General features: G+C 40.6%; 13 protein-coding genes. All 13 read right to left on the bottom strand.

What is annotated here, in order from left to right; translation table 11 throughout:
• Positions 1 to 49 precede the first annotated feature (49 nt).
• Positions 50 to 1,306 (bottom strand): competence/damage-inducible protein A, encoded by a 1,257-nt coding sequence (locus tag A6M13_RS05185; protein WP_066543486.1) that lies wholly within the window; start codon positions 1,304 to 1,306, stop codon positions 50 to 52.
• Positions 1,307 to 1,319: 13 nt separating this feature from the next.
• A complete protein-coding gene (gene pgsA / locus A6M13_RS05180) occupies positions 1,320 to 1,898 on the bottom strand; it encodes a CDP-diacylglycerol--glycerol-3-phosphate 3-phosphatidyltransferase (protein ID WP_066543485.1) in 579 nt (192 codons plus the stop codon).
• A 235-nt stretch (positions 1,899 to 2,133) separates the two neighbouring features.
• Entirely contained in the window at positions 2,134 to 3,015 is an 882-nt protein-coding gene (locus tag A6M13_RS05175; RefSeq protein ID WP_066543483.1) for a helix-turn-helix domain-containing protein, read from the bottom strand.
• Between the two features lie 19 nt (positions 3,016 to 3,034).
• The gene (locus A6M13_RS05170) at positions 3,035 to 3,832 is read right to left on the bottom strand and encodes a DUF3388 domain-containing protein (protein WP_066543482.1); all 798 of its coding nucleotides are present in this window, start codon (positions 3,830 to 3,832) and stop codon (positions 3,035 to 3,037) included.
• Between the two features lie 162 nt (positions 3,833 to 3,994).
• Positions 3,995 to 4,720, bottom strand: coding sequence for an elongation factor P 5-aminopentanone reductase (ymfI, locus tag A6M13_RS05165; protein WP_066543479.1), 726 nt, complete (start codon positions 4,718 to 4,720; stop codon positions 3,995 to 3,997).
• A complete protein-coding gene (gene yfmH / locus A6M13_RS05160) occupies positions 4,713 to 6,020 on the bottom strand; it encodes an EF-P 5-aminopentanol modification-associated protein YfmH (RefSeq protein ID WP_066543477.1) in 1,308 nt (435 codons plus the stop codon). The genes ymfI and yfmH overlap by 8 nt, the downstream gene beginning before the upstream one ends.
• On the bottom strand, positions 6,020 to 7,285 hold the full coding sequence (gene yfmF, locus A6M13_RS05155; protein ID WP_066543475.1) for an EF-P 5-aminopentanol modification-associated protein YfmF: 1,266 nt from the start codon (positions 7,283 to 7,285) through the stop codon (positions 6,020 to 6,022). Before yfmF ends, yfmH begins: the two co-directional genes overlap by 1 nt.
• A 137-nt stretch (positions 7,286 to 7,422) precedes the next feature.
• Entirely contained in the window at positions 7,423 to 8,412 is a 990-nt protein-coding gene (locus tag A6M13_RS05150; RefSeq protein WP_066543473.1) for an ABC transporter permease, read from the bottom strand.
• Position 8,413: 1 nt separating this feature from the next.
• Positions 8,414 to 9,460: an ABC transporter permease gene (locus A6M13_RS05145; protein WP_066543471.1), complete on the bottom strand. Its 1,047-nt coding sequence runs from the start codon at positions 9,458 to 9,460 to the stop codon at positions 8,414 to 8,416.
• On the bottom strand, positions 9,461 to 11,005 hold the full coding sequence (locus A6M13_RS05140) for an ABC transporter ATP-binding protein (protein WP_066543469.1): 1,545 nt from the start codon (positions 11,003 to 11,005) through the stop codon (positions 9,461 to 9,463).
• Positions 11,006 to 11,211: 206 nt separating this feature from the next.
• Positions 11,212 to 12,294 (bottom strand): BMP family lipoprotein, encoded by a 1,083-nt coding sequence (locus A6M13_RS05135; protein WP_066543467.1) that lies wholly within the window; start codon positions 12,292 to 12,294, stop codon positions 11,212 to 11,214.
• A gap of 52 nt (positions 12,295 to 12,346) precedes the next feature.
• Positions 12,347 to 13,078 (bottom strand): GntR family transcriptional regulator, encoded by a 732-nt coding sequence (locus A6M13_RS05130; protein ID WP_066543465.1) that lies wholly within the window; start codon positions 13,076 to 13,078, stop codon positions 12,347 to 12,349.
• 267 nt (positions 13,079 to 13,345) lie between these two features.
• Positions 13,346 to 15,619, bottom strand: coding sequence for a DNA translocase FtsK (locus tag A6M13_RS05125; RefSeq protein ID WP_066543688.1), 2,274 nt, complete (start codon positions 15,617 to 15,619; stop codon positions 13,346 to 13,348).
• Positions 15,620 to 15,975: the final 356 nt, after the last annotated feature.

The raw sequence follows: 15,975 nt of genomic DNA, 5'->3' as shown, positions 1-15,975 counted from the left end.
GTTGAAAATAAAAAAATTGAGCCTCTTATAGAGACTCAATTGAGACACTTTATGCTCGCGTATAGCCGTTTTTTTCTAGCTGACGCATTAAATAATGACACGCAAATTTCACAGTACGAATACGATTGCTATTGCGCTGACCTTGTAAATGTAGCTCATATGTCTCGACATCATCATTAATCGCAATGCCGACAAAGACCGTACCTGGTGCACTATTCCCGTGCGGCATTGGACCCGCAGCTCCCGTTAAACCTATACCAATTTCTGTACCAAATTTTCGCTGCACAGCTTTAGCCATTTCGCGTGCTACCTCTGCACTTACGACCGTATGCGCTTCAATAAAGTCCCGTGAAATGCCTAATTGCTGCTCTTTCATTTTTTCATTGTAAACGACAACACCGCCAACTAATACCGTACCGACACCGCTAATATCAGCTAGCTCCGCTTGGAACATGCCTGCTGTTAAACTTTCTGCCGCGGCAATTTTTAAATTATGCTTCGATAACATCGCCACTGTTTTTGAGACAATTGTATCATCATTCACACCATATTGATATTGACCAACAAGTGCCTGTAACTCACGTTCTTTTTCAGCATTTAAACGATTGGCTTCTGTAAGCGTCGCTGCTTTCGCTGTAATGCGTAGCGTCACCTCGCCTGCTGATGCAAGTGGCGCAATTGTTGGATTCGTTTGCGCTTCTAAAATATGTTGTACACGCTCTTCTAATTCGGATTCACCAATACCATAAAAACGCATAACATGAGACACAATGACACATTCCTCATTGTTTAGTTTCGCTGCAAGCAAAGGCTTTGCTTCAAATTGAAACATTGGTTCTAATTCATTTGGAGGGCCAGGTAATAACATATACGTATGTGTGCCGTCTTCTAGCAACATTCCTGGTGCCATGCCGTGACGATTAACTAAAACGTCACTCCCTTCAATGATGAGTGCTTGCTTGCGATTATTTTCAGTCATCAGACGATTGCGCTTCGCAAAAAATGCTTCGATTGATTGCATCGCTTCCTCATCCGTTACAAGTTTTCTACCAACTAGGCGTGCAATGGTTTCCTTCGTCAAATCATCTTTTGTTGGGCCTAAGCCACCTGAAAAAATAATTAAATCTGCACGTTGCTTCGCTGTTTCTACAACTTCTTCCAAGCGCTGGGGATTATCCCCAACCACCGTATGATAATACACGTTGATGCCTAACTCCGATAATTGCGCTGAAATAAAACGTGCATTTGTATTTGTAATTTGTCCTAATAATAACTCCGAACCTACTGCAATGATTTCTGCGTTCACACAAAGCGCCCCTTTATTTTTCTGTTAGTAAAGCATGTCGGTTCGCGTAGAAGTAGCTCCAACCAGACCAAATTGTGAAGAATAACGCGATATATAACATAATTAAATCAAAACGAATGTCCATTAATGTAAAAATCGTATTATTTAATAAAAGTGCTGAAATAGCTACAATTTGTGTCCATGTTTTAATTTTGCCTAAATTGTTCGCTGCCACCACTTCACCGCCACCTGCTAACACAAGACGTAACCCTGTTACAGCAAATTCACGGCTAATAATAATAATGACAACCCACGCTGGTGCATAACTCATTTCCACTAATAAAATAAGTGCTGCTGATACAAGAAGCTTATCGGCTAACGGGTCTAAAAACTTCCCTAAGTTTGTTACTAAATTGTATTTACGTGCATAATAACCATCTACCCAGTCTGTTGCTGATGCAAAAATAAAAATAAGCGCACCGACAAATTGGCTAACACCAATTTCTGCACCGATAAACGACATTGTTCCCCATCCGAAGTCAAACATGACGAAAATCATGAATACCGGGATTAATAAAATACGAGAAACCGTAATCTTATTCGGAATGTTCATTGTTTTAACACCTTTCAGTTTGAATATATTCATTCAATTGTTTATTTAGAAAGCGCGCACTCCGCAAAAAACTGCGTCGTATCACCTTCTGTTCCTTTACATTGTACAATAGAAAAACATATTGCGCGTCACTAAAGAACGTATACCATCATGTTTTTTCATGCACTTCTAAAATTATGTCTAAAAGCAATAGAAAGGAAATAGCTACCGATATGATAGCTACTTCCTTCATGCGTTACTCAGCAAGCTGAATAATAATATTTTGCGTTACAATTGTTTGTGCGTACGGTACTTCCTGGTCGTTTACAAATACTTTCGCTTGTGTTGAATCACCTAAACGAATACGTGCATAACGGTTGGCTGTTGAATCATGCTCAACGACTTCACCTGCATTGTAAGCACGTGCTTCTACTTGTTCTGCACCTGCTGCATTGCGAATACCAATCCATGTTAATCCTGCCGCTTCGACACGAATATTTAACGTCTCTGTACCTGAAACATTATAAACAGTTGTTACACCGTCTCCTTGAATTTCACCCGGGGCAATTGTTTGCGCTGGTGTTTCCTCCACTGGCTCTTCTTCGACAACTTCCTCAGCAGGCTCTTCTGCTGCATCTTCTGTTGTGTCATCAGCCGGTGCTTCTTCAGCCGCATTGTCCCCTGGTTGTACATATTCTACTGCTGGCGTTGTTTCTTCTTCCTGTGGTGTATCATCGCCTAATTTCTTCTGTAGTAAAATCCAAAACGTGACAAATAATACGATAATGAATAAGGCCACAATAATTTTTGGCATGTTTTCCATGAATTTATTCGATGATGAGCGAGAAATCTTTCTACGACTAGGTGTAGTTTGAATGGATTGTGTCACTTCTTCTGAACTCGTTTTTGGTACATCGAGTTTATATGTTACTAATAATTCTTCTGCGTCTAGCCCTACAGCTTCCGCATATTGTTTAATAAAAGCGCGTACATAAAAGGCACCTGGCATAATATCGAAATTACCTTCTTCGATAGCCTCTAAGTAGCGCTTTTGAATTTTCGTCATTTCTTGTAAATTATCTAAAGATAATCCCTTTGCTTGACGCGCTTCTTTCAAGCGACTTCCAATTTCATTCAACGATTAACACCTACTTTGTTTAAAAATTGAACCCACCAAAGTCCCCAAATCCATCAAAGCTGGATTGTCGTTGGTTTTGTTCTAAAATTTCAAATGTAATTTCTTCATCAGGATGATGACGCAATTCAATAATATAGTCAAAGTCATCTAGCGTATATTCCGAGTTTTCGACAAATATATCTGGATGCTCTACCACCTTAATCGCAGGTAAGCTCATCATCTCTCGCACTAACTGTAAATGACGTTCATCTCCTGAACGTCGTGTTACAACACCATCTAAAATAAAAACGTTATTTGGATTAAATTCATCCCCCAGTAGCTTGTTACGCAACGTTTGCTTGATCATTGTGGACGATAAAAAAATCCATCGTTTATTGGCACAAACACTCGCTGCTACAACTGATTCCGTTTTACCAACACGCGGCATACCACGTACACCAATTAGCTTATGTCCATCCTTTTTAAAAATCTCCGCTAAAAAATCAACTAAAATACCGAGCTCACTTCGAATAAAACGAAACGTATTTTTTTCGTCGCTGTCTTTCGGAATATAATGACCATGACGTAAAGCTAATAAATCGCGTAATTTCGGTTGATGGAATTTCGTTACATGAATATGCTCCATCGTCGAAACAATCGAGCGAAAGCGTTCAATTGACGCTTCCTTTTCAGCAGAAAGTAGCATACCACGATGCACTTCATCAATCCCATTAATCGTCACAATATTAACACGCAGCATTCCTAGTAGTGATGAAATGTCACCGAGTAGACCTGGACGATTCACTTGGATTTCGTACTCAAAATACCATTCATTCATTTACACCGACTCCTTCATCCTGTGCGTGTATTGTTGCTTCTATGTAACATCATAGCGGATTTTCTACCTATTGAAAAGTTCCATTCTCGATATTTTCAAGTGTTTCGATGTAAATCACATCAAATATCCCATGAAGTTATCTCGAATGGAACGTACGTACGTCTAAATGTACCAACCACCGTTTAAACGAATGCATTGACCAGTTACGTAATCGGCTTGCCCGCTTATATAAAAGGCAACTAAATTCGCAACTTCGTCGGCTTCACCAAGACGACCTAATGGAATTTCTTCAATAATGGCTGCTAGTTCTTCCGCATCTAAATGACCGTTCATTGGTGTTTGAATCATGCCAGGAACAATCGCATTCACGCGAATGGCTGGTGCGGCTTCTTGGGCATATGCTTTGACGAACGCATGCTGTGCACCTTTTACCGCTGAATACGCTACTTCAAACGATGCACCAGCCTCACCCCAAATCGACCCAATAAACAAAATATAGCCGTTATTCGCGCGTAACTTAGAAGACGTTAACGCACAAAGACGCATCGGATTTTGTACATGTACACGCCAAAGCTGTTCCATCACTACTGTTGGTGTGTCCTCCAACATATTATAATAGGCCTGCCCATTTGCAAAAATAAGTGCGTCTAGCTGAAATAACTGTGTCGCTAACGTATCGGCTGCGTCTAGCTCCGTAAAATCGGCTTGAATGGGCATAAACTCTTGCTCAGGATACTGTGCTTGCAGTGTGTTATACAGTGTTTGTACCGTTTGTTGCCCATGATGATATTGTAAATAAAGCGACCATCCTTCCTGTGCTAAACGGTGGCAAATTGCTTGACCGATAGCACCAGAAGCGCCGGCGACGAATGCAAAACGGTTACGCACTTTTTGAATCCTCTTGCATTGGTAAAACGGTAAAGATTGTTTGTTGTGATTCTCCGTGAATCGCTGTTAATGCTTCAACAATATCCTCAAATGTTAAACTTTCTAATGTTGGTACAGCATCAAATAAGTTCATATCGTTAAATTTATAACGCGTAAATGAATTAGCAATAAATTCAATCGAGTTCATCGCGCGTAGATAGAAACCGATTTTTTTACGTTTCATACGCTCTACATCTTCTGCTGTAAACGGTACGGCTTGCTCTGCTTGTGCTAGCTCTTCTTTAATTTCCGCAATCAGGCGCTCTGGTTCAAATGTATCTGACCCGATTAAGCCAAAGCCGAAGCCTTCTTCTAATGAAAAATCTTGTCCAAATGACTCATCAATTAAATCTGCTTCGTATACGCGTGTGTAAAATGGTGATGTACGACCAAATAATAACTCAAAGCCAATATTCATCGCTAACTCATGTTTTAACATCTCCGCGCCTTGTAACGCTACATTACGTGATTTTAAGCCAACCATTACTTTCGGCTTTTGAATGTCCATATGTAATGTACGCTCCGCTACCGCTACAGTTGTCGGCTCTTCATCGAAATGACGGTTTAATGGCGTTGGCTCTGCAAACTCTTTTGACGCTTGGTCATTACGAATAAATGTCATCATCTCTTCTGGGTCCACTGCACCAATAACAAACATTAACATATTTGACGGGTGGTAAAACGTGTTATAGCACGTATATAAATGCTCTGCCGTAATGCCATCAATCGTTTCAATTGTCCCAGCAATATCAATTTTCACAGGATGGTTGTGATACATGTTTTCAATCGTCCCGAAATATTGGCGCCAATCTGGTTGGTCATCATACATCGTGATTTCTTGACCGATAATGCCTTTTTCCTTATTCACCGTTTCTTCAGTGAAATACGGCTGTTGCACGAAATCAAGCAATACTTTTGTGCTGTCATAAATATGATTTGTACCTGAGAATAAATAAGCTGTGCGTGTAAATGATGTAAATGCATTTGCTGATGCACCAAGCTCACTAAACTTTTGGAATACATCGCCTTCTTCTTTTTCGAACATTTTATGCTCTAAAAAGTGTGCAATGCCGTCGGGTACCGTAATCATTTCTTCTTGACCAATTGGCACAAATGTACGGTCAATCGAGCCATACTTCGTTGTAAACGTTACAAACGTTTTTGAGAAACCTTTTTTTGGTAAAATATACACATCTAAGCCGTTTTCAAGCTTTTCATAATATAATGTCTCATCTAGTTGTTCAAATGTAATCTTTTCCATTATGCATTGTCCTTTCCACTCAAGAAGTACACCGCTTCTAATGTCACTTGCTGTGCGATACGTTGCACATCTTCCTTCGTCACCTGTGTCCAACGTGCTGACCATGTATCAATATTGAAACTTTCTGGTAAGTCTTTATATTGGTCGTAAATTTCAATTTGTCCACGTGCTGAGTCTAGCGCTTCTTTTAATTGGTTCGTTAGCATCGCTTTTGTTTGCGCAAGCTCTAAATCACTAATTTCCCCTTGTTGCATCGCCTCTAGCTGCTGCTGAATGAGCGTATATGCTTTTTTCTCATTGGCTGCTTCAATGCCCGCTAAAACGAACAACAGACCGTAATGACCTGAATAAGAACTTGATGCATAGTATGCTAAGCTTTCTTTTTCACGTACGTTCATAAATAACTTCGCATGTGGGTAGCCACCGAAAATACCGTTAAACACTTGCATCGTCGCAAAGTCGCTATCGCCAAACTTTACCGGTGTGCTATAGCCAATATGAAGCTTCCCTTGCTTCATATCTTGTTGCTCGCGCACATATTCAAATGGTTGTACATCTGCTTGAGGTACAGTTATAGATGACACTTCACGGTCTTGAAGCGGCAATGCTTGCTTCATTTGCTCCGCAATCTCTTCTACATTCACATCACCGACAACATAAATATCGACACGGTCTTGCGCAAGCATACGTGTATATTCTGCCATTAATGACTCTACTGTTACTGCTTTTACTGCTTCTAGTGAGCCATTTGCTGAAATCGATGCAGGGTGATTAGGACGCATATTTTTTGTTAATTGTGTTTGTGCATAACGCGTTTTATCGTCAAAAATCGATTGAATACGTTGTACGACCATTTCGCGTTCACGGCTCACAATCGTCTCTACAAACTGACCGTTTTCATCGACGTTTGGTTCCATGACAGCTGTATGTACAATTGATAGCACTTCTTGTAATACATTCGCATTGTTTAAGTATTGGTCATTTACCGTTTCAATATTTAATAGGACCGTATGTTCATTGCCACGCTTTGACGTATCAAAGTAAAGCACCGTCCCGTATAAATCGTCTAAATAGCTGCGGAAAGCCGCTGTCGTTTTGAATTTGGCATTGCTGTGCTGTAAAACGTTCGTCAGCACCGTACGTACCGCTGCCGCCTCATTCGTCAGCGCTGTACGCCATTTCACCGAAAAGTTCACGGTTTTAAATTGTGTTGTTGGGCGCACATGAAGTTGTACCCCTTTTGCTAATTGGATTGTTTCAAACAAATCCATAACCTCCTTCAAAAACTCATATCTAAATTCTTTCTATTTAAAAAGCATGTCTATTGCATTGTACCGCAAAGTAAAAAAACGAGCGAATACTTTGTATGTATTCACTCGTTTTTTTCAATTCATGTGGGAAATTAGCGTTTCCCTTTAATATATGGTACACCTGACGCTTTTGGCGCTGTTGCTTTCCCAATGAAACCAGCTAACGCTAAAATCGTTAAGACGTACGGCAAGATTTGTAAATATACAGCCGGAATATCTTGAATAACTGGAATTTGGTTACCCGCGATACTTAATGTTTGCGCTACCCCGAAGAATAATGCAGCACCTAAAGCACCAAGTGGATTCCACTTACCAAAGATTAACGCGGCAATCGCCATGAAACCTTGACCTGCGATTGTTGACGCTGAGAAGTCTAACGTAATCGTTTGCGCATATACCGCACCCCCGATACCACCAAGAGCACCTGAGATGAGCACTGCGATATAACGCATTTTCGCGACGTTCACACCCATTGTATCTGCTGCCATTGGGTGTTCACCAACTGCACGTAAACGTAAACCGAATGGCGTTTTGTAAATAATTAACCATGCACCAATCGCTACGGCAAACGCTAAAATTGACGTGCTGTAAACGTTTTGGAATAATAATGGTCCGAAAAACGGAATATTCGCAAGTGGGAACCAGTTAATACCCCAGATCTCTATACCGTCCATTGAAAATCGACGAATTGGATTTGAAATAATATCTGTTTGCCCTTTTTGATAAATTAACTTTACTAAGAAAATTGTAACAGCGCCACCTAACATATTTAAGGCTACCCCTGTTACTGTTTGGTCAGCGCGGAACGATACAGCCGCTACCGCTAATAAAATCGAGAATACTGCGCCTGCTACAAGTGCCGCTAAAATCGCTAGCCATATAACACTTGCACCCATTGACGGTCCGTACTCTAAGTTCACATAAATACCTGTAAACGCACCAACAACCATGATCCCCTCTAAACCGATGTTAACAACACCCGCACGTTCAGAGAATACGCCACCAATTGCTGTGAAAATCAGCGGTGTCGCATAAAGAATCGCTGAAGGGATGATGAAGTATAAAATTTCTAATGCACTCATCTTATTTCCCCTCCTTCTTCGATCCAAATTTGCTTAATGCTAAGCGGATTACGTAACCACATGCTACGAAGAAAATAATTAAGGCGATAATAATCGATACCATTTCCTCTGGGATACCAGCGGCATTTGGCATATTTAATGCACCATACTTTAATGAACCGAATAATGTTGCACCGAACACAACCCCAAGAGGTGTATTTGCACCAAGTAAGGCTACAGCGATACCGTCAAATCCTACACCTGTAAAGCCAGCTTTAATCGATGCATTTTGGAATGTTCCAAGTGCTTCCATTGCACCGGCAAGACCTGCGAACATCCCTGAAATTGTCATCGCTAAAATGATGTTTTTCTTTACGCTCATGCCAGCATATTCAGCCGCATTTTGGTTGAAACCTACTGCTTTTAATTCGTAACCACGCGTTGTTTTTTCAAGTAAGAACCACATCACAATCACCATTAGCAGGGCGATAATAATCCCTAAGTGTAAACTTGAGTTATCCGTTAAATCACGTAACCATTGTGCACGTAATGTCGCTGATGCTAAAACTGTTTCTGTTTTAAAGCCACCATCTGATAATGATTTAATAATTGCATTTGTAATATAAAGTGCTGTGTAGTTTAACATAATCGACGAAATTACTTCGTGTACGTTTAAACGTGCTTTTAAGAAACCTACTAAGAATGCCCATAAACCACCGGCAACTGCTGCTGCGATAATCGCAAGTGGTAAGTGAATAATACGTGGTAATTCAACCGCGTAACCTACCCATGCTGCTGCGAGCCAACCCATTAATAATTGACCTTCAACACCGATATTGAATAAACCTGTACGGAACGCGAACGCTACCGCTAAACCAGCTAAAATATATGGTGTAATTTGACGAATCGTATTACCGATTGAATACGAATCTCCGAAAATCCCGTTCCATAGCGCTGTATAACCAAGTATCGGGTCATAGCCAGATACTAGCATAACAACCGCTCCGACTAATAAACCGACAATAATCGAAACGACAGGAACGAGAATATTAATTAGACGATTTGACATCTAGTCGTTCCCTCCCTTATTTAACGTTGTTGTTTGACGCTTTTCACCCGCCATTAATAAACCTAGCTCTTGCTCGTTCGTTAATTTCGGATAAACTGTGTCGACAATTTGACCATCATAAATAACTGCGATGCGGTCTGATACGTTCATTACTTCATCTAATTCAAACGAAATAAGGAGTACCGCTTTTCCTTTATCGCGTTGCTCAATTAAACGAGAGTGAATGAACTCAATTGCCCCTACGTCTAAACCACGTGTTGGTAATGCCGCAATTAATAACTCAGGGTCACGGTCCACTTCACGACCGATAATCGCCTTTTGTTGGTTACCACCCGATAATGCACGAGCAGGTGTCATTTCTCCGTGCCCTGTACGCACATCGAACTCTTCGATAACTTGGCGCGCTTTTTCATTTACTTTTGAATAGTCCATTAAGAAGCCTTTCGAAATCGGCTCTTTATAATAAGTTTGTAATGCGATGTTGTGACCGATTGGGAAATCAAGTACTAAGCCGTGCTTATGACGGTCTTCTGGAATATGTCCAACACCCGACTCTGTAATTTGACGCGGTTTTAAGCCGGTAATATCTTTACCATTTAGCTTAATTGAACCACTCTTTACCTTACGTAAACCGGTAATGGCTTCAATTAATTCAGATTGACCATTACCGTCAATACCAGCAATACCGACAATCTCGCCACGACGTACATTTAAGTTTAAATTCACTACTTTATCAATGCCTCTGTAGTCTGCAACGGTTAATCCTTCAACTAATAGTACATCCTCACCTGGAGTTGCATCTGTTTTTTCTGTTTTAAACTCCACTTGACGACCAACCATTAATTCCGCAAGCTCGTTCGGGTTTGTGTCAGCTGTCACAACTGTGCCAATCCCTTCCCCTTTACGAATAATCGTTACGCGGTCTGATACTTCCATAATCTCTTTTAATTTATGCGTAATAATAATGATTGATTTTCCTTCTTTAATAAGAAGGCGCATAATTTGGATTAATTCTTCGATTTCTTGTGGTGTTAATGACGCAGTTGGTTCATCGAAAATTAACATTTCCGCACCGCGGTACAATGTCTTTAAAATTTCCACACGTTGTTGCATCCCAACCGAAATGTCTTCGATTTTTGCATATGGGTCTACATCTAAATTGTAACGCGTTGACAGCTCTTGTACTTTTTTCGCCGCTTGCTTAATGTTAACTGTACCGAATTTTGTTGGTTCGCTACCTAAAATAATGTTTTCCGTTACCGTAAAGTTTTCGACTAACATAAAGTGTTGGTGAACCATCCCAATGCCTAAATCATTGGCTACATTTGGATTTGCAATTTTCACTTCTTTACCATTTACACGAATCTCGCCAGCTTCTGGTTGATATAACCCGAACAGCACGTTCATTAATGTTGATTTTCCGGCACCATTTTCTCCTAAAAGCGCGTGAATCTCACCCTTTTTAAGCTGGAGCGTGATGTTATTATTCGCTACGAAATTGCCAAATTCTTTGCGGATTCCGAGCATCTCGATCACATATTCCACTGCTGTCACTCCTTTATACACATAAAATGAATTTGAATTTATGAAGGCTCCGCTTGTGCGGAAAATAAAATTACTACATGAAAGACTACCCATTAGTAATCTTTCATCTAATAATTTTGAATTAACTAAAAATTAAGTGCTTAGTGTAAAAAACATCATAGAAGCCACGATGACCTCTATGATGTCTGTAAGCTAGTTACAAAAAATTATTGAGCTGGCTTTTCTTCAGGTACTACGATTTCACCAGAAGAGATTTTTGCTGTGTAGTCTTCTACAACTGCCATTACCTCTTCAGGAATCGCGCCACGAGAATCTGCTAATTGTACGCCGCCTTCTTTAAGACCGTACACAAGTGTTTCGCCACCGTTAAATTCGCCGTCTTTAGCACGTGTAGAAATATCTACTACAGCTGAGTTAACGCCTTTAAGCATAGATGTTAATGTTACGTTTGTATCTGCATCCACTTGACCTTCGTCGTATTGGTCAGCATCTACACCGATTACCCATACGTTTGCATCTGGGTCTTTTGCTTTACGCTCTTTTGCTTCTGAGAATACACCGTTACCTGTACCACCTGCAGCGTGGAAAATGATATCTACGCCAGAAGAGTACATTAAGTTTGCTGCTGTTTTACCTAAGTCAGCTTTGTCAAACGCACCTGTGTATTGTACTTGGATTTCGATGTCTGGGTTTACAGCTTGAGCACCTGCAACATAACCAGCGTGGAAGCGGTTAATTACTGGAATATCAACGCCACCTACGAAACCAATTTTACCTGATTCAGACATAGAAGCTGCTACAGCACCTGCTAAGAACGCACCTTCTTGCTCTTTGAATAGTACTGATACTACGTTTGGCGCATCTACTTCTGAGTCAATGATTGCTAATTTTGAATCTGGGTTTTCGTTTGCAATTTCGCCCATTGCGTCAGCCATCATGAAGCCAACACCGAATACTAAGTCGAAATCGCGACGTAATAAGTTGTTAATGTTTGTGTTATAGTCTGCATCCGAAGCTGATTGTAAATATGCGTAACCGCCGTCACCTTCTGTTAAACCATTTTCTTCACCATATGCTTGGATACCTTCCCAAGCTGATTGGTTGAATGATTTATCGTCAACGCCACCTACGTCAGTAACCATTGCTACTGAGAACGTATCACCAGCGTTTGAACCTTCACCTGTTGTTGATTCGTTTTCGTTTGTTGCTTCTTCATCTCCACAAGCAGCTAATACTGTACCAGCAGCTAATACCGCTGTTAAAGCTAAACCAAATTTACGTTTTTTCATTTTGAGAATCCCCCTAGAATTTTATAATTAGCAGGTAATACGGAAGAATGTTTTACACCCGTTTGCGTACTACATGGAAGCTGAACTTATCAGCTCGGAAATAATTTTTTGAATATAACACTACGCGATCTTGCTCATCGTAGTGTGCTTGTTTTAATACTAATAACGCTGTGTCCCGATTACATTTTAAAATCGGAGACGCTTTTTCATGATAGCCAACAGGATCAATATATGTAACTGCATACGCTACACGTACAGCACCTGTTTGCTCAATCGCCTCAAAAATCGACTCTCGTTGCTCGCTGTTTGCAAAGTCACTCGGAAGTAGACTTGTTGGCGCCTGATCGACACAATAAACGACTGGTTCGCCATCAGCTGTCCGCACTCGCTCTATTGTGATTATTTTATCGTTCTCTGTACTTTCAAAACGCTTCATATCATCTTCAGAAGGCACAATCTCAAGAGCACTTAAAAATTCTGTACCCGGTACCATGCCAGCATTCTCTATCATTGAAGAGATACTCGTAAGTTGCTCAATCCCTGATGTAAATACAGGTTTTGGGTTAACAAACGTCCCAACACCATGTCGACGAATAATCACATTTTCTTCTTCAAGTAATCGTAACGCTTCGCGTAATGTCGCACGGCTCACGCCTAATAATTTAGATAATTCGAATTCTGACGGTAACTTCTCGTTTTCACGGAAAATACCTTGTTCAATATCTGATTTTAGTCGATCAATTACTTGCAAGTACAAATGACGATGATCAGATTTAATAGTCACCTTTAACCACCACCAAAGTTAGAAATCAGACATCTGATGTAAAACATCCCTACTAATCGAGAAATAATATAACACTTTTCGCATTAAAAGGGAATACTTTTCGAATTAATGTGTAATAATTAATCCTAATTTCAGCGATTTTTTGGCAATTGTGACAGAAAACGTTTTCATACAGAAAATTTTAATGATTCCGATTATAAAAAATGTTTAAAAAGAGAGGAATAGAACCTCTACATAGTTGTCTGCTCTATTCCTCTCAAAATGCTGTTATACCAGTACTTTACGTGGCTTCGAACCTTCAGAAGGTCCTACGATTCCGCGGGCTTCCATCTGGTCGACAATACGTGCTGCACGTGAATAACCAATTTTAAATTTTCGTTGTAACATCGATACGGAAGCACTTTGCATGTCCACCACTAAGTCCACTGCATCTAAATAAAGGGCATCTACCTCATCATCGGGCGCAATAACGTCCTCATCTGTTGGGATCATGCTCTCTTCATACTGTGCTTTTTGTTGGTCAATGACAAATTGTGTTATACTCTCTACTTCCTTATCGGATAAAAATGCACCTTGTACACGGGTCGGCTTCGATACACCTGCTGGCATAAAGAGCATATCACCACGGCCAAGTAATTTCTCTGCCCCACTCATATCTAAAATCGTACGCGAATCAATCGCTGACGATACCGCAAACGCAATACGTGACGGGATATTTGCTTTAATAATACCGGTAATAACATCTACAGAAGGACGTTGTGTCGCAATAATTAAGTGAATCCCTGCTGCACGCGCCATTTGTGCTAAACGCATAATGGCATCTTCCACTTCATTAGACGCAACCATCATTAAGTCCGCTAATTCGTCTACAATCACGACAATATACGGCAATTTCGGATGTTTCTCCCCAGTCGATTCATTATGTTCCATCACATGATTATTATACCCTTCAATGTTACGTGTCCCCGTATGTGAAAATAACTCATAACGACGCTCCATTTCAGATACCACTTTTTGCAATGCTTGGGCTGCTTTACGTGGATCTGTTACAACCGGTGCCAATAGATGCGGAATGCCATTATACACATTCAGTTCGACCATTTTTGGGTCAATCATCATCATTTTTACTTCATGGGGTTTTGCGCGCATAATAATCGACACAATAATGCCATTAATACACACACTTTTCCCGCTACCTGTTGAACCAGCAACGAGTAAATGAGGCATTTTATTCAGTTCGGCTAATATCGGTTCACCTGTCACATCAATACCAAACCCAATCATTAATTTCGATTCTGGTTTATTATTGGCATCTGTTTCAAGCACATCACGTAATGTGACAACCGCGATTTCGCTATTTGGCACTTCAATTCCTACAGCTGATTTCCCTGGAATTGGCGCTTCAATACGAATATCTTTGGCGGCAAGTGCTAATGCTAAATCATCTTGTAAGCTCACAATTTTACTAATTTTATACCCCGGCTCTGGCGTCACTTCATATTTTGTGACAGCTGGCCCTAACAATACATTCGTCACTTTTGCCCGAACATTAAAGCTTTCAAATGTTTGTTCAAGACGTTTTTTATTCATCTCCGCATTGCGCTTTTCTTCGCTTTGGTCTTGCGCTGCTGAACGTTGCAATATGTCGATAGACGGCAATACATAAGGACCCGCTTCATCATCTTCCTGTAATTCAGTTGGCATTTCCGGCTGTTGCTGTTTATATTCCTGCTTTTTGCCAGTTGTAAACGGCTTTTCGTCATTTACACGCTCTGCAAATGTTTTGATGACGATTGGTTCCTCTTCTTCAACAGAGACCTGTTGTTTCACTTCGGCAACCTCTTCAGCCGATAACGCAACGGCTGGCTTTTTTGTACGCGCTGGTCGCTTTTCAACAACAGGTTGTGTATCATCTTCCATTACATCTTCTACATCTTTTTTTAGACGACGCTGTTGTTTGAACGTACGGAATTTTGTCAGCAACGCTTCTTTACCACGCTGTAACTGAGTTGTCACGATAGGCATGAGCGCTTTACCCGTTAATAATAAGACACCGACAAGCAGTAGCACCCACGCCACCACTTTCGCACCTGTTGTATCAAATAACACGGCTAGCACGCTATATAAAAGCCCACCGATAATCCCACCACCGAGCGCACCTGAACGATTTTCGACGCCACCTGTCGTAATTAAAATATTCCATGTTTGTTTTAACACAGATGTTGATGCGACATTATTAACGGCCATTAGCTGTTCAAATAATAATGCGTGACTAAAAATAAGGAAACTCATAAACAGTAAGCTAATCCCGATAACAATGCGGTTTTTAATGGCTACCTTACGTCGTAACATACACGCAATGGCAATTAAAATTAAACTAAGCGGGACGAAAAAATGTAAATTTCCAAAGAAAAAGCGCGCAGTGGACTGCAATGCACGTCCAACTACACCGTATTCTTGGAAAATAACGACGGCAAGCGCAATTAATAAAATGCCGGTAATTTCATATGCCAGTGGATGAAACTTCATAACATTGACCATGTCTCCTGCTGCATCCCGTACCGTTGCACCAACCTCTTTTTGCGATTTCTTCGCCTGTGTTGGACGCTTCGGCTTATTGGCCGTTGCGGTATTTGTTTGTTTACGCGTCGTTCGCTTCGACGCGGTTGGTTGAGAACTTTCTTTCTTTTTTGGCTGAGCCATTTCTTCACCTCTTTCTTACGATGACCAGCTGTTTTTCAGACGTTTTTTGAGCACAAAAAGTTCTCTCTATTATCGTATGGTTATTTGAAACGATTGTCAAAGCTAAACAAAAGGACTTCACACACGATGTAACAAACGAAAAACACACACAATGCAGATGCATCATGTGTGTGAATCATAACAAATTATTCGGC

The organism is Caryophanon tenue (assembly GCF_001700315.1).
GTDB classification, from domain to species: Bacteria; Bacillota; Bacilli; order Bacillales_A; family Planococcaceae; genus Caryophanon; species Caryophanon tenue.
Note: the sequence above shows the minus strand (reverse complement) of the source record. Positions and strands in the feature narration are given on the sequence as shown.

Bases quoted from the DNA above. Each gene is read 5' to 3' on its own strand.
- pgsA (WP_066543485.1), bottom strand. From the start codon at position 1,898: ATGAACATTCCGAATAAGATTACGGTTTCTCGTATTTTATTAATCCCG.
- A6M13_RS05170 (WP_066543482.1), bottom strand. From the start codon at position 3,832: ATGAATGAATGGTATTTTGAGTACGAAATCCAAGTGAATCGTCCAGGT.
- yfmH (WP_066543477.1), bottom strand. From the start codon at position 6,020: ATGGAAAAGATTACATTTGAACAACTAGATGAGACATTATATTATGAA.
- A6M13_RS05150 (WP_066543473.1), bottom strand. From the start codon at position 8,412: ATGAGTGCATTAGAAATTTTATACTTCATCATCCCTTCAGCGATTCTT.
- A6M13_RS05145 (WP_066543471.1), bottom strand. From the start codon at position 9,460: ATGTCAAATCGTCTAATTAATATTCTCGTTCCTGTCGTTTCGATTATT.
- A6M13_RS05135 (WP_066543467.1), bottom strand. From the start codon at position 12,294: ATGAAAAAACGTAAATTTGGTTTAGCTTTAACAGCGGTATTAGCTGCT.
- A6M13_RS05125 (WP_066543688.1), bottom strand. From the start codon at position 15,619: ATGGTCAATGTTATGAAGTTTCATCCACTGGCATATGAAATTACCGGC.